Origin of the sequence: Blautia sp. Marseille-P2398, assembly GCF_964240315.1 — a bacterium.
GTDB classification, from domain to species: Bacteria; Bacillota; Clostridia; order Lachnospirales; family Lachnospiraceae; genus Blautia_A; species Blautia_A wexlerae.
Genome location: NZ_CAXSTD010000001.1, coordinates 396,024 through 414,460, shown reverse-complemented (window position 1 = coordinate 414,460; position 18,437 = coordinate 396,024). Strand labels below are relative to the sequence as shown.

The window sequence follows — 18,437 nt, the reverse complement described above, 5'->3', positions numbered from 1 at the left end:
AATAAAGAGTTGTACATTAAAAATTACACACTGATTAAGGATAAAATAAAAGGAGTATTTACTATGCCAGTATTTGATTTCAGCGGTGCTTCAGACAAGAAACCAGGTGTACAGTCTGAATGTACCTACACTACTTTCCAGTCTAATGAAAAGGAGACTTCCCCTGAGAAACCGATCATGATCCTGGATAACAGCAGCTGTCAGTGGAAACATCATTCCTGCGGTATTTTTACTAATCCAATCAAACGTACATCCTTTGAATTTAAAGAAGATGACGGCGTTTTCAGTGCAGATATCATCAGTATTGATTCAAGATTTGTAAGTCTTCTGAAATGGCTTGGGGAGAATCATATCAATGTGCGTCTTTCAGGAGAGAATAAAGAGAATGGTTATGCAGTTTATAAGATCCGTGAAACTGCTTTTGGCGGCGGTACGAAGCTTTCCGCAGAAGACGGATTTCTTCAGTTTATGATCGAGAGACTTCTTGCAAGCAGTGCACCTGCAGAGCTTGTTGAGGATGAAGATGAGGAAGAAGCAGGGGACGAGATGAAGCTGACAAGCATTCAGAGCATCACTGATTTTATGACCTGCGCAGGCAGAACACTGCCGGACAATATCCGTCTCTGGGCGAGAAGAAACCTTGCAGTTGCCCGTTCACACGAAGTATCTCCGGAGGAGAGACGTCATGCTCAGAGAGCACTTTCCATCATGATGAATGTACAGTGGAAGAGCAATTACTTTGAAGCAATCGATCCTCAGGAAGCCCGCAGGATCCTTGATGAGGAACTCTACGGAATGGAATCTGTAAAGCAGCGTATCATTGAAACAATCATACAGATCAACCGTACCCATACACTTCCTGCATACGGACTTCTCCTTGTAGGTCCTGCAGGTACAGGCAAATCTCAGATTGCCTATGCAGTTGCCCGTATTCTGAAACTGCCTTGGACAACTCTGGACATGAGTTCCATCAATGATCCGGAACAGCTTACAGGAAGTTCCAGAATCTATGCAAACGCAAAGCCCGGAATCATCATGGAAGCTTTCTCGGCAGCAGGAGAATCCAATCTTGTATTTATTATCAACGAGCTTGATAAAGCAGCGTCAGGTAAGGGCAACGGAAACCCTGCAGACGTACTTCTTACTCTGCTTGACAACCTTGGATTTACAGATAACTATATGGAATGTATGGTGCCCACAGTGGGCGTTTATCCTATTGCTACGGCAAACGATAAGTCCCAGATTAGCGCACCTCTTATGTCCCGTTTTGCAGTGATCGATATCCCGGATTATACATCAGAAGAGAAGAAGATCATCTTCTCCAAATACGTTCTTCCGAAAGTTCTGAAACGCATGAGCCTGAAAGCAGAAGAATGTGTAGTAACAGAAGACGGTCTGGATGCCATCGTTGAATTGCATAAAAATACAAGCGGTATTCGTGATCTGGAACAGGCAGCAGAGCATATCGCAGCCAATGCCCTGTATCAGATTGAAGTAGATCACCTGACAGGTGTGACATTCAATGCAGAGATGGTAAGAGAATTACTTTCCTGAAAAACTGAAATTATATGTCTGAAAAAATCTTGACATAAATAAAAATTAAGAGTATACTTTCAGACATCAACAGGATAAAATTTAGAAATTGCTGATAAAAATAAAATAAGATCTTCAGGGCAGGGTGCAATTCCCTACCGGTGGTAAAGCCCACGAGCCGTAAGGCATGATTCGGTGTAATTCCGAAGCCGACAGTACAGTCTGGATGAAAGAAGATAACAGTAGAGATACAGAAGAATTAACTGATCTGTGAAAGCGACTGCTCTGGAATAATAAATTTATTCCAGAGCTTTTTAATATCATCAAAGCAGTTTTAATGATGAAGCAAAAAGTCAGATTCACACGAAGATAATTCAAGCAGATATTAATTTACAGGCCCTGGATGTTGAAAGACACCGGGGCTTTTTTGGTATCATCAGTACCATCAGAAGAACAGGAGATGAGGGATTGAAAGATATAACGGATATGGAAAAAGACAGGCAATATATGAAAATGGCGTTAGAACTGGCGCAAAAAGGAATGGGATTTACAGCACCTAACCCAATGGTAGGTGCCGTGATCGTCAAAAGCGGAAAAGTCATTGGCCAGGGATATCACAGAAAATACGGTGAACTTCATGCAGAAAGGGAAGCTCTGGCATCATGTACAGAACAGCCAGAAGGTGCCTCCATATATGTTACTCTGGAACCTTGCTGCCATTACGGGAAACAGCCTCCGTGTGTCAATGCAATCCTGGAATCGGGGATCAGACGTGTGATTATTGGTTCCTCGGACCCTAATCCCCTGGTTTCAGGAAAAGGAATCCGGATTCTGAAAGAGCATGGGATCGAAGTAACGGAAAACGTTTTAAAAGAAGAGTGCGATAAACTCAATGAAGCATTTTTCTATTACATACAGAATCAAAAACCATATGTAGTCATGAAATATGCGATGACCATGGATGGAAAAATTGCCACTTATACAGGCGCATCCAGATGGGTGACAGGCGAAGCTGCCAGAATGCATGTGCAGAAACAGAGATTGAAATATACAGGGATTATGGCTGGAGTGGGAACTGTGCTGGCAGATGATCCGATGCTTACATGCAGACTGGAAAACGGCAGAAATCCTGTGCGTATTATCTGTGACTCCCACTTGCGGACACCACTGAATTCCAGAATTGTGAAAACGGCATCAACAATTCCAACAATCTTTGCAACCAGCAGTAAAGACCAGCAGAAGATAAAGAATTATGAAGATATGGGATGTAAAGTTCTGGATGTCCCGGAAAAAAACGGACACATAGATTTAAACAGACTAATGGAACTTCTGGGAGCTGCAAAGATAGACAGTATCTTACTGGAAGGAGGAGGCACTTTAAACTGGTCAGCACTCGAAAGCGGTATTGTTCAGAAAGTCCAGACCTATATAGCACCCAAACTTTTTGGGGGAGAAAGTGCAAAGACACCGATAGAAGGAAAAGGATTTCCTGATCCTGCCAGCGCAATATTATTAAAAAACAGCGAAATAATCAGAATAGGAGATGATTTTCTTATAGAGAGTGAGGTGAAGAGTAATGTTCACGGGAATTGTTGAAGAACTGGGAACTGTGAAAAAAATAAAAAAAGGAGCAAATTCAGCAGTATTTACGATACGGGCAGAGAAAATTCTGGATGATCTGAAAACAGGGGACAGTGTAGCTGTAAATGGAATCTGCCTCACTGTAACTGCATGTCTGGAAGATGGTTTTACAGCAGATGTGATGCATGAGACATTGAATCGTTCTGCGCTGATTCAGCTTTCTTTGGGACAGCATGTAAATCTGGAAAGGGCAATGCCTGCAAATGGAAGATTTGGAGGACACATTGTTGCCGGGCATGTGGATGGAACAGGAAAAATCACGGAAATTCGCAGAGATGATAATGCTGTCTGGTACACCATTCAGGCTTCACCACAAATTATGAAATATATTGTGACAAAAGGTTCTGTAACAGTTGATGGAATCAGTCTTACAGTGGCAAAAGTCTCAGAAACAGACTTTTCCATTTCTGCAATTCCTCATACAGTAAAGATTACAGTCCTCGGAGAACGCAAAGAAGGAGATATCGTTAATCTGGAGACAGACATAATTGGAAAATACGTGGAAAAATTAATAACGCCTGTGAAAGAACAGCCGATAAAAAGTAATATTACACGGGATTTTCTGAATAAGTATGGCTTTTGACAGAATTAACCACAAAGCGGTTATTCGATTGATGCAGAACTGTACAGTGGATGTTTTATCTGCCTGACACGAACCAGATAAGCAGCCAATACGAATGATTTTGCCCTCTTAACAACAGAAAAATATATTGTATCAGAAAATACATTGCATAAGGAGAGAAAAAATGAACGGATTTGATTCAGTAGAAGAAGCTCTGGAAGAACTTCGGAATGGAAAAATTATTCTGGTAACGGATGATCCGGACAGAGAGAATGAAGGAGATTTTATCTGTGCAGCAGAGTTTGCCACAACAGAAAATATTAACTTTATGGCAACTCACGGAAAAGGACTTATCTGTATGCCAATGTCTGAGGAATATGTAAGAAAACTGCAGTTCCCGCAGATGGTAGCAGAAAATTCAGATAATCACGAAACTGCTTTTACTGTTTCCGTAGACCATATCAGCACCACTACAGGAATCTCTGCGGCAGAACGTTCTGTTACTGCCATGAAATGTGTGGATGAGAATGCAAAACCCGAAGATTTCAGACGCCCCGGACATATGTTTCCACTTCTGGCGAAGAAGAACGGTGTTCTGGAAAGAAACGGACATACAGAGGCAACTGTAGACCTGTGCAGACTTGCAGGGTTAAAACAGTGCGGGCTGTGCTGTGAAATTATGAGAGAAGACGGCACTATGATGCGGACTTCTGAGTTACGGGAACTTGCCGGAAAGTGGAATCTTAAATTCATAACAATTAAAGATATTCAGAATTACCGTAAATGCCATGATATTCTGGTGGATCGCGTGACGACCACAAAAATGCCGACCAGATACGGAGAGTTTATGGCGTATGGATTTGTAAACCGCCTGAATGGGGAACATCATGTAGCACTGGTAAAAGGTGAAATCGGAGATGGAGAAAACGTTCTGTGCCGTGTGCATTCAGAGTGCCTGACAGGAGACGTTTTTGGATCACAGCGTTGTGACTGCGGACAGCAGTTTGCAGCGGCGATGGCCCAGATTGAGGAAGAAGGCAGAGGGATACTCCTTTATATGAGACAGGAAGGAAGAGGAATCGGACTGATCAATAAACTTCGTGCCTATGAACTTCAGGAACAGGGAATGGATACACTCGAAGCGAATCTGGCACTTGGATTTGCCGGAGACGAAAGAGAATACTACATTGGTGCGCAGATTCTGAGAAATCTTGGGGTAAAAGAGCTGAGGCTGCTGACAAATAACCCGGATAAAGTTTATCAGTTGGAAGAATTTGGCATCAGGATCAAACAGAGAGTTCCGATACAGATGAATGCCACAGCGTATGATCTGCGTTATCTTAAGACAAAACAATTACGAATGGGACATATTCTGAAGTATTAAATACAGCGGGGATTTTCATATATAACGATAACGTTCCCGAAAATAAAATTTACCGTATATAAAAACCTGTACAGGTTAAAAAATATAAATTTACAGATGAAAGGACCAGAAAAAATGAAAACATTAGAAGGAAAATTAGTATCAGATGGAATGAAAGTAGGAATTGTAGCAGCCCGCTTCAATGAATTTATAACTTCCAAGCTGGTAAGTGGTGCCATGGATGGGCTGACACGTCACAATGTAAAAGAAGAGGACATCCAGGTAGCGTGGGTACCAGGTGCTTTTGAAATCCCACTGATCGCGTCTAAAATGGCAAAAAGTGGAAAGTATGATGCGGTTATCTGCGTAGGTGCTGTGATTCGTGGAAATACCAGTCATTATGATTATGTATGCAATGAGGTTTCCAAAGGGATTGCATCAGTATCACTGGAAACAGGAGTTCCGGTATTATTCGGAGTGCTTACCACAGAAAACATCGAGCAGGCAATTGAACGCGCAGGTACAAAAGCAGGAAATAAAGGCTATGACTGTGCACTCAGTGCCATTGAAATGGTAAATCTGATCAAAGAATTTGAAGCTTAAATAGACAACAGATCAGACCCTGAAAGTGAAACCAGTTCACGAAAATCGAAAGGTAATGGTGCTTCCAGAAGGAGCATTTCATCTCTGAAAGGATGCTGAAAAGAAACTTTCCATGCATGAAGGGCTGCCCTGGAAAAGGAAGCACAGGAAGATATTTTATCGTCTGAATGATAAAGAGTATCTCCAAGCAAAGGATGTCCTGTGGATGCCATATGGACACGGATCTGGTGGGTACGTCCGGTATCCAGCTTAAGTGTGATAAGCGACCAGTCCTGACTGGAAAAAAGAGTATGATAATGAGTAACTGCTGTTTTGATTTTTCCCGATAATGCAGATGAATGTAAGGAAAGATCAGCAGCAGTTTTCATTTTCAGATGATTCTCCGGGTCCTGCATCAGCGGTAAATCTAAGGTATGCCAGACACCAGGCATATCTACAGGCAAAGTACCGGATACAGCGGCAAGATATTGCTTGTGAATTTTGCATGGAGATTTTACAGATTGAAGCCTTGAAGCTGCTACCTGATTTTGGGCAAAAACCACAATCCCGGAAGTCTCCTGATCCAGCCGCCCCACCGGGCGGACACAGACCTGTTCATTTTTCTCTCGAAAGTAACTGGCAACAAGATTGGAGAGGCTGTCTGTATAATGCATTCCCGTCGGATGCGTAACCATTCCTGCCGGTTTATCAACTGCCAGAATATCCGTATCTTCATATAAAATATTCAGAGAAAAAGAAGTTTCGGAAACTGGAGCTGAAGCTTTGTTGGAATGGAAATCCGACAAATCTTTACTTTTGATTCCGTCATTATAATTTTCAAGATGCGCAGAAGCAGTCCCGGCTTCCTCCAGACAAACGCGGATCACATCGCCTGGATATATTGTCTCAGTTACACGACAGCGAACTCCGTTTCTGGTAATCCCGTCCGGTCGAAACTTCGCCTGGCTGATCTGCCGTTTTGTAAGTCCTGCATTCTTTTTCAGAAATGCTTCCATTTTAAGTTCTGTAGTTTGTTCATCTATTCTAAATTCCAGATATCGTTCCATCTTAATACTTTTCCTGTGTAATATATTCTGATATTGATACCATTGATATTACAGGGCAAAAAATAAACTGTCAATGCAAAATTATGTCAGCGTAATGCATAAAATATACTGAAGAAAAATTGCAATTGTGCTATGATATAAGAATCAAAACAATGAAAGCGGGGCAGAAAATAAATATGAAATACTTAATCATTGGAGCCGGAGGAACCGGTGGTGTTACCGGATATTATATGAAAAAAGCAGGCAAGGACGTAACCCTGATCGCGAGAGGCGAACACCTGAAAAAGATCCAGAAACAGGGTCTTACATTGGAGAAAATGTGGGATAAAACAGAGGAAAACATAAGCATTCCTGCTACAGATATGGAGCATTATGCAGAGCATCCGGACGTAATTTTTGTCTGCGTAAAAGGCTATTCCTTACAGGAAACGATTCCGTTTATCAAACGCATTGCCAGGAAAAATACTATCGTAATTCCAGTGTTGAATATATATGGAACAGGTGGAAAAATGCAGAAAGAACTGCCGGATCTTCTGGTAACGGACGGCTGCATCTATGTTTCTGCCAACATTAAAGAACCGGGAAAACTTCTCCAGCATGGACAGATCCTGCACATTGTATTCGGCGTAAGAGACAAAGCAGAATTCCGACCGGAACTGAAAGAGATTCAGAAAGACCTCTGTGACAGTCATATCGACGGGACTCTTTCGGAAAACATCCGCCGTGAAGCACTGGAGAAATTTTCCTATGTATCCCCGATCGGGGCAGCAGGACTCTATTACCACGCAACTGCCGCAGATTTCCAGAAAGAAGGCGAAGCCAGAGAACTTTTTAAGACCATGATAAAAGAAATCGCAGCACTTGCAGAAGCCATGGGAGTTCCTTTCCAGAAAGATATGGCAGAAGTAAATTTAAAAATCCTTTCCAACCTCGCACCGGAAGCAACCACTTCCATGCAGCGGGATATCATGGCAGGAAAACAGTCCGAAATTGACGGATTAGTTTACGAAGTAGTAAGAATGGGAGAAGAATATCACGTTCCGGTACCCGCATATGAGAAAGTGGCAGAAAAACTCAGAGCCCTGTAGCGAAGCGGATTGCGAATATCCGCTTGACCACCGAAACAACATGAAAAAGGGATGCGAATTACTCGCATCCCTTTCGTACTCATTTGGACAATAAAATTATAATTTAATTATAATTAACTTTAATTCAGCAATTATAATTATAACTGAGGACCAGCTGCAACAAGTGCTTTACCAGCAGCGTTTCCTTCGTATTTAGCAAAGTTCTTGATGAATCTTCCGGCAAGATCTTTTGCTTTTTCTTCCCATTCAGAAGCGTCAGCATATGTGTCACGAGGATCAAGGATACCTGTGTCTACGCCGTTAAGCTCTGTTGGAACTTCGAAATCGAAGAATGGGATCTTCTTAGTAGGAGCGTTGAGGATATCTCCGTTAAGGATTGCATCGATGATACCACGAGTATCTTTGATGGAGATACGTTTTCCAGTTCCGTTCCATCCTGTGTTAACGAGGTAAGCTTTTGCTCCGCTCTTTTCCATTTTCTTAACAAGTTCTTCTGCGTATTTTGTCGGATGCAGTTCAAGGAATGCCTGTCCGAAGCAAGCAGAGAATGTAGGTGTAGGCTCTGTGATTCCACGCTCTGTACCAGCAAGTTTAGCTGTGAATCCAGACAGGAAATAGTACTGAGTCTGAGCTTCTGTCAGGATAGATACTGGAGGAAGTACTCCGAAAGCGTCTGCGGACAGGAAGATTACGTTCTTAGCTGCCGGTGCAGAAGAGATCGGGCGAACGATGTTTTCAATGTGGTTGATCGGATAAGATACACGAGTATTCTCTGTTACGCTCTTATCTGCGAAATCAATCTTGCCTTCAGCATCAAGTGTTACATTCTCAAGAAGAGCGTTACGTTTGATCGCATTGTAGATGTCCGGCTCAGATTCTTTGTCAAGGTTGATAACTTTAGCGTAGCATCCGCCTTCGAAGTTGAATACGCCGTTGTCATCCCAGCCATGCTCGTCATCACCGATCAGGAGACGTTTCGGGTCTGTGGAAAGAGTTGTTTTACCTGTTCCGGAAAGACCGAAGAAGATAGCTGTGTTTTCGCCGTTCATATCTGTGTTTGCAGAGCAGTGCATGGAAGCCATGCCTTTCAGTGGAAGGAAGTAGTTCATCATAGAGAACATACCTTTCTTCATTTCTCCGCCGTACCATGTGTTTACGATAACCTGCTCTTTAGTTGTGATGTTGAACATTACAGCTGTTTCAGAGTTAAGGCCTAATTCTTTATAGTTTTCAACTTTAGCTTTGGAAGCGTTGTATACAACGAAATCTGGCTCGAAGTTTTCAAGTTCTTCAGCTGTTGGCTGGATGAACATATTTGTTACGAAATGTGCCTGCCAAGCAACTTCAACGATGAAACGGATAGCCATACGAGTATCTTTGTTAGCACCGCAGAATGCATCTACTACGAAAAGTCTCTTGTTGGAGAGCTCTTTTTTAGCGATTTCTTTTACTGCATTCCATGCTTCCTGAGTTGCAGGATGGTTATCGTTTTTGTATTCGTCTGTTGTCCACCATACTGTATCTTTGGAGTTCTCATCCATAACGATATATTTATCTTTAGGAGAACGTCCTGTGTAGATACCTGTCATAACGTTAACTGCACCAAGTTCGCTGACCTGACCTTTTTCAAAGCCTTCCAGTTCCGGTTTGGTTTCTTCTTCAAATAATACTTCATAAGAAGGGTTGTAGACAATTTCTGTAGTTCCGGTAATGCCATACTTGCTTAAATCGATTTTTGCCATCTTACGTTTAACCTCTTTTCTTCGTTAATGAAAGCGCCTGTTTAAACAGGCTTAAGATACCTTACCATAAAAGCGAATGGGTATCGCTTCTCTTTTACTATTATACATATTTAACGCTTAAAATCAACAGGATTTTTGCCTTTTTTTGAAATTTGTTAAAGATTTATCAACTCAAATTTGATGAAAAAACCGTCATTTTTCACAAAAGGTATGTAAATTTATTATAGTGGCAATATGGGAATACTATTCGTGGATATGATAATATTCTGTCTGACTGGAATAGGCAGGAAAGACAACCAGGAAATACTAACCAGGAGAGCTGCCACTATGTGGTTGTGCCGAAGAAAGATGCATGTTAAAATAGGAAAGAATTATCCGGCTGAAAATGACAGAGTATTATACAGCAGAGAAAAATAAAGGTTACTGTGAACGGAGTGAACATTAACAAATAAAGAGAGGATGAAGATTATCAAAACTTATTATTTAATTGATTATGAAAATGTAGGAAGTGAAGGCTTCAAAGGATGCGAAAAATTACGGGAAACAGATATTATCCATCTTTTTTATACAGACAACAGCAGAAAAATAGACCTTGATATTATCAATGATCACGGAGAGTCAAAACTGATCACGCATAAAGTACCGACAGGAAATCAGTCAGCAGATATGCATCTGGGCTCTTATCTGGGATATCTGATAGGAAAAGAGTGCACAGGTCAGGATGAAGAATGTAAAATTGTTGTAATCAGTAAGGATACAGGATTTGACCATATTATAGAATTCTGGAAAGCAGAAGAAAATGTGAAAATTTCCAGAAACGAGAAGATTTCCGGAAAACAGGTACAGACAAGAAAACAGGTAAAAAAACAGACCAGTAAAGAAAAAGACAGACAGTTGGCAGAACAAACTGATCAGAAAACAGAAAAACAGTTGAATGAACAATCTGAAAAGCAGTCTGTCAAACAATCAGAGAATCAGAATACAAAAAAGCCAAAACAAAAGATAATTGACATGAAAGCCGGAACAAAGAAATTACAGCAGGAATTAGTATTGGTTCTCGACAAGGCAGGCATGCCAAAGGAAGTAGTAAACTATGTTTCTACAACTGTGGAGAAAAATGCAGAAGACAAAAACAGAAAGCAGCAGATTTACAGATCTATCATTTCCAAATACGGACAGACAAAAGGACTGAACATCTATAACCATATTAAAAAGAAAATCTAACGGAATAAAAAATAACGGAATAAAAGAAGGAGGCCGGGAACCTTATGGATTCCCGGCAAAAGTATGAAAAAGAAAAAGTTTTATTTGCAATTACTCTTTGCTCTGTACAGGTAATAATATAACCGGAAAATGTGAGAAATATGTGGTGAGAATTTGAAAAAAATGTGAAATGGATGGAAATTTAAAATGAACAGGCAGGAAAAGAGAAAATATAGCAGGAACAATAATTCTTAAAAAAATGGGAGAAAGCATTAGACTATGAATATACAAATATTCGGAACAAAGAAAAACTTTGACAGCAAGAAAGCAGAACGCTATTTCAAAGAACGGGGAATTAAATATCAGTTTATAGATATGAAAGAAAAAGGCTTAAGTAAAGGAGAATTCCAATCTGTCTGCCAGGCAATTGGCGGTTATGATAAACTGATAGATACTGACTGCAAGGATAAAGACCTGCTGGCATTGATCACTTATATCGCAGAGGAAGACAAGGCAGAGAAAATTCTCGAAAACCAGAGCATCATCAAAGTCCCTGTGGTAAGAAACGGAAAACAGGCGACAGTAGGATATCAGCCGGAGATCTGGAAGAGCTGGAAGTGATAGTTATAGCCTTTTACAAGCTTTCAGATTTTACAATATTATATCGAAGAAAATAGCTGTTTGACATATTTATATGTGTTATAATATAAAATTATTATAGAAGTTACTTTATATTATATTGTCGTGCGACAGATATAATGAACTGATTTATAAAAATGGAAATATTGAGGTGATGGAAATGCCATTAACAAAGATTGCAGCAGAGAATTTTACAGTATTTGAAGATATAAAGATTCCTTTTTGTGAAGGATTAAATGTATTAGTTGGTGAAAATGGTGTGGGAAAGACTCATATTATGAAATTAGCCTATGCAGCATGTCAGGCTTCTAAACATGATGTGTCTTTTTCGCAGAAAACAACAATGTTATTTCGTCCTGATCAGTCTGGAATTGGACGTCTGGTAAACAGAGGAAAGAGTGGAAGCAATAAAGCCATGGTTTCTGTGGAATCTGATACTGCCAAAATAGGAATGACATTTTCAACCAAGACACGAAAATGGGATGCAGAGATTAATTCAGAAGAGAAATGGGAAAAGCAGATGTCTGATCTCACAAGCGTATTTATTCCGGCAAAAGAGATTTTATCAAATGCCTGGAATCTGGATGCTGCAGTAAAAATGGGAAATGTGGAATTTGATGATACGTATCTGGATATTATTGCGGCTGCCAAAATTGATATTTCCAGAGGAGTGGATTCAACTGTAAGGAAAAAATATCTGGATATTTTACAGAAAATCAGTAATGGGAAAGTAACATTGCATGAGGATCGTTTTTATTTAAAACCTGGTACACAGGCAAAGTTAGAATTTAATTTGGTAGCAGAAGGATTACGTAAAATTGCTCTTTTATGGCAGTTGATAAAAAACGGGACACTGGAGAAGGGATCCGTTTTGTTTTGGGACGAGCCAGAAGCAAATATCAATCCGAAATATATTCCGGTGCTGGCTGAATTGTTGATCATGCTGGAGACAGAAGGTGTACAGATTTTTGTTTCTACACATGACTATTTTTTATCTAAATATATTGAAGTAAAGCGGAGACAGGACAGTAAACTGCAGTACATTTCCTTATATAAAAATGAAAACAACAAAGTATTATGTGAGATAGCACCGGAATTTGAATTGTTGGAACATAATGCAATTATGGATACATTCCGTCAGTTGTATCGAGAAGAAATCGGGGTGGCATTAAAGTGAGCGTTATACCAGAATCAGGAATGAATTTTGGAAAATATGATGAAAAAGATTTATTTCATATTGAGACATCTGAAATTTATAAAAAACTTGGAGATGGAATCCCAACAGTGGAGTTTATCCTGAAATATAATGGAAATAATATAGTGTTTCTGGAAGCAAAGAAAAGTTGTCCAAATGTGGCGAATAGATATGAATCGAAGGAAAAAGAACTGAAATTCGAAGAATATTATGGTTCAATAACTGAGAAGTTTATATCATCTTTGCAGATATATCTGGCGGCAATTATGAACAGATATCAGGATACGTCAGAGATAGGAGACAATCTTCGATCGGTAAGCAATATGAAAGATGTAAAATTAAAATTTATTCTGGTTGTAAAAAACGCAGAAGATATTACGTGGCTAGCCGGGCCATTGGCAGAATTAAGAGCCAGATTGCTTAAGGTCAGAAAAATATGGGGTGTTGAGGTGGTTGTTTTAAATGAAGAACTTGCTGGAGAATATAATCTAACGTGTTAGAGTGTTTTTCTGGTTGCATGAAATAAGAACTATATGCTAGGAGATGATAAAATGGCAAAGATCAGAATCATAAAGAAAAATAATGACTGCAGCATGGAATACGAAGTAGGTGATATTTGTGAGGTCACAGGTACCTGGTATGGCGGCGTCCACATCAATGGCCGTTCCGGAATCCCGGTTTCCCTTGATAAAGAAGAATATATGGAACTCAACACAGAACCGGAAGAACCTGACAGTGCGGAAAATGAAAACACTTTGGAAACACCGGAACACGATATTCATGCAGGCGACATTGTACAGCATTTCAAAAGAGAATGGGTATCCCCGGATACTTCCGAATATCTCTATAAAGTCCTTGCAGTAGCCCATCACACAGAAAACGGTGAAAAACTGATGATCTACCAGGCTCTCTACGCACCTTTCAAAATCTGCGCCAGACCCTATGATATGTTTATGAGTGAAGTGGACAGAGACAAATATCCGGATATTAAACAGAAGTACAGATTTGAAAAATATACTGAAAAATAGATGATTGATATTTTATGGAATTGCTATAGTAAAACAGGCACTTTTGCCTGTACAAAAACACTTTGTCGTTGTATAGTAATAACAAATAATAACAGCATACGTTTCCAGAGATTTTATAGCATTATCTGAAAAAATGTGCAGAAAGAACGAAAGGGAAGGAAATATGCAGAAGGTATTAGTAGTTGTAGACATGCAGAATGACTTCATCGACGGAGCTCTTGGAACAAAAGAGGCAGTTGCCATTGTACCTGGTGTAAAAGAGAAAATCGAAAATTTTGATGGAGTTGTTCTTTTTACCAGAGACACCCATGAGACTTACTATCTTGACACCCAGGAAGGACAGAAGCTTCCTGTACCGCACTGTATCCGTGACACTGAAGGCTGGCAGATCAGAAGCGAATTAGATGCACTCAGAAAAACAGAACCCATTGATAAAGAAACCTTTGGTTCCACAGATCTTGCAGGAGAACTGGTGGCAATGAATGAGGATAATGAAATCAAAAGTATCACATTTGTAGGTTTATGCACAGACATCTGTGTTATTTCCAATGCACTTCTGGCAAAAGCATCTCTCCCGGAAGTTCCGATCATCGTAGACGCTAAATGTTGCGCAGGCGTAACACCGGAAAGCCATGAGAATGCACTGAAAGCAATGGAAGCATGTCAGATCCAGATTGACAGATAAACTGCGGAGCAGTTATTCAGTTATGAGCAAGTAGCAAAGCAGATATTTTATCCGCTTGACAATTCAGATATGAGGAGTGACAAAATAATGAAAACAATTACACGAGATGAGGCATTCGCATTATTAAAGAAATACAACAAGGATCCCTTCCATATTCAGCATGCCCTGACTGTAGAAGCAGTAATGAAATGGTATGCCAGTGAACTTGGCTATGGCGAAGATGCAGAATACTGGGGAATTGTAGGACTCCTCCATGACATTGACTTTGAGTTATATCCGGAAGAACACTGCCTGAAAGCTCCGGAAATGCTCCGCAAAGCAGGCGTAGGCGAAGACGTGATCCATTCAGTTGTATCCCACGGCTACGGCATCACAGTAGGATGTGGCGCAACCATTGATGTAGCACCGGAACACGAAATGGAAAAAGTACTCTTTGCGGCGGACGAACTTACAGGACTTATCTGGGCAGCAGCACTTATGAGACCATCCAAAAGCACAAAAGACATGGAACTCAAATCCCTCAAGAAGAAATATAAAAGCAAAGGCTTCGCAGCAGGATGCTCCAGAGAAGTCATCGAGCGAGGAGCCGAACAACTCGGCTGGGAACTGCAGAAGCTGCTCACTATGACACTGCAGGCAATGGCAGACTGCGAGGATGAGATTAAGTCGGAGATGGATGCGGAAGAGTAATGGAATGTCTGATTTATTGACTTATTACCAGAAATGAATGATGGAATCAGAGAACCAGACTGTATGTAGGGGAAGAAACCTATGTGCAGTCTGGCTTTCTTTTTTACTTATATGGAAGTTGATGAAAGAGAAAAGATATCAAAAAAGAAATATGCAACAGTTTTTGCGTATTATAGATAAGTGAATATAACAAAAAATGTCTGACGAAAATTGTTGCTGTTTATGTCAAAAAAATGTATAATATGTCACAAAGAAGTTAGATTTATCAGAAAAATTAAGGCATAAGAAACAAAACAGGTATTTTGCAGATAAAACAGGAGTGAAATCAGTGCTGGATGGCATTTGGTGAGTGAATATATGGCAGATATAGATAAAACATTAAAATATTACAACGAAAATGCGCAGTCTTTTGCCTCTGGGACTGTTTCGGTAAAGTTTACAAAAGTGCAAGATAAATTTCTGGAGAAACTTAACCCAGATGCGTATATTCTTGACTTTGGCTGCGGTGCAGGTAGAGATACAAAGTACTTTCTGAGTCGTGGATATCAGGTAGATGCAGTTGATGGTTCAGAACAATTGTGTCGGATTGCAAGTGAATATACGGAAATTAAAGTCAGGCAGATGTTGTTTCAGGAATTGGATGAAAAAGAAAAATATGATGGCATATGGGCTTGTGCATCTATTCTCCATTTGCCGAAAAAACAACTGCGTGAAGTTTTGAAAAATATGTATGCAGCATTGAAATCGAAAGGATGGATTTATACCTCTTTTAAATACGGAGAATTTGAAGGTGAACGAAACGGAAGATATTTTACCGATTTTACGACATATACATTTAAAGATTTCATACATGACATGCATGGCCTTAAAATAGAAGAACATTGGATCACAGGAGATGTCCGACCGGGAAGAGGTGAGGAAAAATGGCTGAATTTACTTCTGCAGAAAAAGTAAACATCGGGTATGAAAACGAATATTCCACAGATGCAATGACCGGCGGACCGGATAAAAGAAGACAGCTATATTATCAGCTGATACAGAGCATGAAAAAAGCAGAAAGCGTTGATATCATTGTCTCTTTTCTTATGGAATCCGGAGTGAGAATGTTGCTGAAAGAACTGGAACATACTTTAAAACGTGGAGCCAAAATCCGAATCCTGACAGGAAACTACCTTGGAATTACACAGCCATCAGCACTATATCTGATCAAAAGAAAACTTGGTGACAGAGTTGATCTTAGATTTTATTGTGAAAAAGGACGGTCTTTTCATCCCAAGTCTTACATTTTCCATTATACAGATTACAGTGAACTTTACATCGGCTCTTCCAATATTTCCAGGAGTGCGCTGACCTCAGGAATAGAATGGAATTATCGGTTCAGCAGTCAGAAGGACCCGGAAAACTACAAAGAGTTCTTTCGTACATTTGAAGATTTATTTGTGAATCATTCCATTATCATTGATGATAAAGAATTAAAACGTTACTCCCAGAACTGGCATCGTCCGGCGGTGGCAAAAGACCTTGACAGATATGACTTTACGGAGTCGGAAACAAATGATACGAAAATAAAACCTTTATATGAACCAAGAGGAGCACAGATCGAGGCATTGTGCGCATTGGAAGATACAAGAGCAGAAGGAGCACAGAAAGCACTCATTCAGGCTGCAACGGGCATCGGGAAAACATTTCTGGCTGCTTTTGATTCAAAAAAATATGAGAAAGTGTTGTTTGTTGCACATAGGGAAGAGATTCTGAAACAGGCAGCAGTTTCTTTTCAGAATGTAAGGAATTCCAAAGACTATGGATTTTTTATGGGAGCTGAGAAGTGCACAGATAAACCGCTTATATTTGCCTCGGTAGCAAGCCTTGGAAAACCGGAATATTTAAATGAAAAATATTTCGCTCCAGATTACTTCAATTACGTGGTGATTGATGAATTTCATCATGCAGTCAATGACCAATATCGAAGAATTGTAGAATATTTCAGACCGCAGTTTCTCCTTGGACTGACGGCAACGCCTGAGAGAATGGACGGCAAAAATATATATGAAATCTGCGATTATAATGTGCCGTATGAGATTTCACTGAAAGATGGAATCAATAAGGGAATGCTGGTTCCGTTTCATTACTATGGAATTTATGATGAGACTGACTACACAAAGCTACATATAGTTAAGGGAAAATATGCAGAAGAAGAACTGAACAGAACTTATATCGGGAATGCTTACAGGCATGAGTTGATTTACAAATATTACTGCAAATATGGCTCTAGTCAGGCATTAGGATTCTGCTGTTCCAGAAAACATGCAGAAGAAATGGCAAAAGAATTCGGTAAAAGAGGAATTCCGTCGGCAGCAGTTTATAGTAATGCAGATGGAGAGTTTTCCATGGACAGAGCAGAAGCGATTGAGAAACTGAAAAATGGAGAAATCAAAGTTATCTTTTCAGTGGATATGTTCAACGAAGGTGTAGATATTCCATCAGTCGATATGGTAATGTTCCTGCGTCCGACAGAATCTCCGGTTGTCTTTCTGCAGCAGCTTGGAAGGGGATTGCGCAGAAGTAAGGGAAAAGAATATCTCAATGTTCTGGACTTTATCGGCAATTATGAAAAAGCGGGAAGAGTCAGGTATTTGCTGATAGGGAAAAATAAAACAGGAAAAGAAACATATTATCCGGCAGATAAGGCAGATTATCCAGATGAATGCTTCGTTGATTTTGATATGAGATTGATTGATCTGTTTGCAGAAATGGACAAGAAACAACTGACAATCAAAGAACAAATCAGAAACGAGTATTTCCGGATCAAAGAATTGCTTGGCAAACAACCAACCAGAATGGATTTGTTTACTTATATGGATGATGATGTGTATCAGATGGCGGTCACACATTCGAATGAGAATCCGTTTAAAAAGTATTTGAATTATCTGGAAGAATTGGATGAACTCACAGATGAGCAGAAAAAATTCAGCCAGGGAATGGGAAAAGATTTTATAAATCTGCTGGAAAACACCAACATGAGCAAGGTGTATAAAATGCCGGTACTGATGGCTTTTTATAACCATGGGAATGTGAGAATGGAAGTGTCAGAGGTGGAACTTCTGGCAAGCTGGAAAAAATTCTTCTCTACAGGAACAAACTGGAAGGATTTGGAGAAAGAGATTACATATGAGGAATATCGCAAGATTTCGGATAAGAACCATATCCAAAAGATAATGAAAATGCCGGTACGCTTTCTGTTAAAATCTGGGGAAGAATTCTTTGTGAAAAAGGATGGCGCGGCGTTGGCATTGAGGGATGAAATGGAAGAAATTGTGAAGGAGCCGGTGCTGGCGGAACAAATGAAGGATGTTATTGAGTATAGGGCGATGGACTATTATCGGAGACGGTATAAAGAGCAGATAAAAGCACTTTTATAG

17 protein-coding genes and 1 riboswitch are annotated in these 18,437 nt (G+C 40.0%); of the genes, 15 read left to right on the top strand and 2 right to left on the bottom strand.

From position 1 onward, the window contains the following. Positions 1–63 precede the first annotated feature (63 nt). From ACESZG_RS01990 to ribE (ACESZG_RS01970), 5 genes are all read left to right on the top strand, one after another. On the top strand, positions 64–1,554 hold the full coding sequence (locus ACESZG_RS01990) for an AAA family ATPase (protein WP_373217440.1): 1,491 nt from the start codon (positions 64–66) through the stop codon (positions 1,552–1,554). Between the two features lie 106 nt (positions 1,555–1,660). Then, positions 1,661–1,775, top strand: a riboswitch (FMN riboswitch). Positions 1,776–2,019: 244 nt separating this feature from the next. Next, positions 2,020–3,129 carry a bifunctional diaminohydroxyphosphoribosylaminopyrimidine deaminase/5-amino-6-(5-phosphoribosylamino)uracil reductase RibD gene (gene ribD / locus ACESZG_RS01985; RefSeq protein ID WP_055052604.1) on the top strand — a complete coding sequence of 370 codons (1,110 nt, stop codon included), beginning with the start codon at positions 2,020–2,022 and terminating at the stop codon, positions 3,127–3,129. Beyond that, entirely contained in the window at positions 3,110–3,757 is a 648-nt protein-coding gene (gene ribE, locus ACESZG_RS01980; RefSeq protein WP_008704016.1) for a riboflavin synthase, read from the top strand. Before ribD ends, ribE (ACESZG_RS01980) begins: the two co-directional genes overlap by 20 nt. 163 nt (positions 3,758–3,920) lie before the next feature. Then, positions 3,921–5,120: a bifunctional 3,4-dihydroxy-2-butanone-4-phosphate synthase/GTP cyclohydrolase II gene (locus ACESZG_RS01975; RefSeq protein WP_008704014.1), complete on the top strand. Its 1,200-nt coding sequence runs from the start codon at positions 3,921–3,923 to the stop codon at positions 5,118–5,120. 114 nt (positions 5,121–5,234) lie between these two features. After that, positions 5,235–5,702: a 6,7-dimethyl-8-ribityllumazine synthase gene (ribE, locus tag ACESZG_RS01970; RefSeq protein WP_020994061.1), complete on the top strand. Its 468-nt coding sequence runs from the start codon at positions 5,235–5,237 to the stop codon at positions 5,700–5,702. Here ribE (ACESZG_RS01970) and ACESZG_RS01965 read toward each other — a convergent pair. Further along, positions 5,699–6,748, bottom strand: a complete 1,050-nt coding sequence (locus tag ACESZG_RS01965; protein ID WP_022380124.1) for an RluA family pseudouridine synthase — start codon at positions 6,746–6,748, stop codon at positions 5,699–5,701. The genes ribE (ACESZG_RS01970) and ACESZG_RS01965 overlap by 4 nt on opposite strands. Before the next feature lie 176 nt (positions 6,749–6,924). Here ACESZG_RS01965 and ACESZG_RS01960 point away from each other — a divergent pair, with 176 nt between their 5' ends. Continuing rightward, positions 6,925–7,836: a ketopantoate reductase family protein gene (locus ACESZG_RS01960; protein WP_044952194.1), complete on the top strand. Its 912-nt coding sequence runs from the start codon at positions 6,925–6,927 to the stop codon at positions 7,834–7,836. 137 nt (positions 7,837–7,973) lie between these two features. Here the strand turns inward: ACESZG_RS01960 and pckA are convergent, their stop codons facing one another. Beyond that, positions 7,974–9,578 (bottom strand): phosphoenolpyruvate carboxykinase (ATP), encoded by a 1,605-nt coding sequence (pckA, locus tag ACESZG_RS01955; RefSeq protein WP_008704006.1) that lies wholly within the window; start codon positions 9,576–9,578, stop codon positions 7,974–7,976. A 459-nt stretch (positions 9,579–10,037) separates the two neighbouring features. Here pckA and ACESZG_RS01950 point away from each other — a divergent pair, with 459 nt between their 5' ends. The 9 genes from ACESZG_RS01950 (at position 10,038) to ACESZG_RS01910 (ending at position 18,437) form a co-directional block, all read left to right on the top strand. Beyond that, positions 10,038–10,802, top strand: coding sequence for a PIN domain-containing protein (locus ACESZG_RS01950; RefSeq protein WP_008704004.1), 765 nt, complete (start codon positions 10,038–10,040; stop codon positions 10,800–10,802). A gap of 258 nt (positions 10,803–11,060) precedes the next feature. Continuing rightward, on the top strand, positions 11,061–11,402 hold the full coding sequence (locus ACESZG_RS01945) for an arsenate reductase family protein (RefSeq protein ID WP_008704002.1): 342 nt from the start codon (positions 11,061–11,063) through the stop codon (positions 11,400–11,402). Positions 11,403–11,580: 178 nt separating this feature from the next. Further along, the gene (locus ACESZG_RS01940) at positions 11,581–12,597 is read left to right on the top strand and encodes an ATP/GTP-binding protein (protein ID WP_020994060.1); all 1,017 of its coding nucleotides are present in this window, start codon (positions 11,581–11,583) and stop codon (positions 12,595–12,597) included. Next, complete coding sequence (locus tag ACESZG_RS01935; protein ID WP_008703999.1) at positions 12,594–13,115, top strand: hypothetical protein; 522 nt, start codon at positions 12,594–12,596, stop codon at positions 13,113–13,115. The genes ACESZG_RS01940 and ACESZG_RS01935 overlap by 4 nt, the downstream gene beginning before the upstream one ends. Before the next feature lie 51 nt (positions 13,116–13,166). Continuing rightward, on the top strand, positions 13,167–13,643 hold the full coding sequence (locus ACESZG_RS01930; RefSeq protein WP_008703998.1) for a DUF1653 domain-containing protein: 477 nt from the start codon (positions 13,167–13,169) through the stop codon (positions 13,641–13,643). Between the two features lie 163 nt (positions 13,644–13,806). Further along, positions 13,807–14,328, top strand: a complete 522-nt coding sequence (locus ACESZG_RS01925) for a cysteine hydrolase family protein (RefSeq protein ID WP_008703997.1) — start codon at positions 13,807–13,809, stop codon at positions 14,326–14,328. An 87-nt stretch (positions 14,329–14,415) separates the two neighbouring features. Next, positions 14,416–15,018 carry an HDIG domain-containing metalloprotein gene (locus tag ACESZG_RS01920; RefSeq protein ID WP_008703996.1) on the top strand — a complete coding sequence of 201 codons (603 nt, stop codon included), beginning with the start codon at positions 14,416–14,418 and terminating at the stop codon, positions 15,016–15,018. 357 nt (positions 15,019–15,375) lie between these two features. Further along, the gene (locus ACESZG_RS01915) at positions 15,376–15,972 is read left to right on the top strand and encodes a bifunctional 2-polyprenyl-6-hydroxyphenol methylase/3-demethylubiquinol 3-O-methyltransferase UbiG (RefSeq protein ID WP_008703995.1); all 597 of its coding nucleotides are present in this window, start codon (positions 15,376–15,378) and stop codon (positions 15,970–15,972) included. Continuing rightward, positions 15,942–18,437 (top strand): DEAD/DEAH box helicase family protein, encoded by a 2,496-nt coding sequence (locus ACESZG_RS01910; protein ID WP_008703994.1) that lies wholly within the window; start codon positions 15,942–15,944, stop codon positions 18,435–18,437. The genes ACESZG_RS01915 and ACESZG_RS01910 overlap by 31 nt, the downstream gene beginning before the upstream one ends.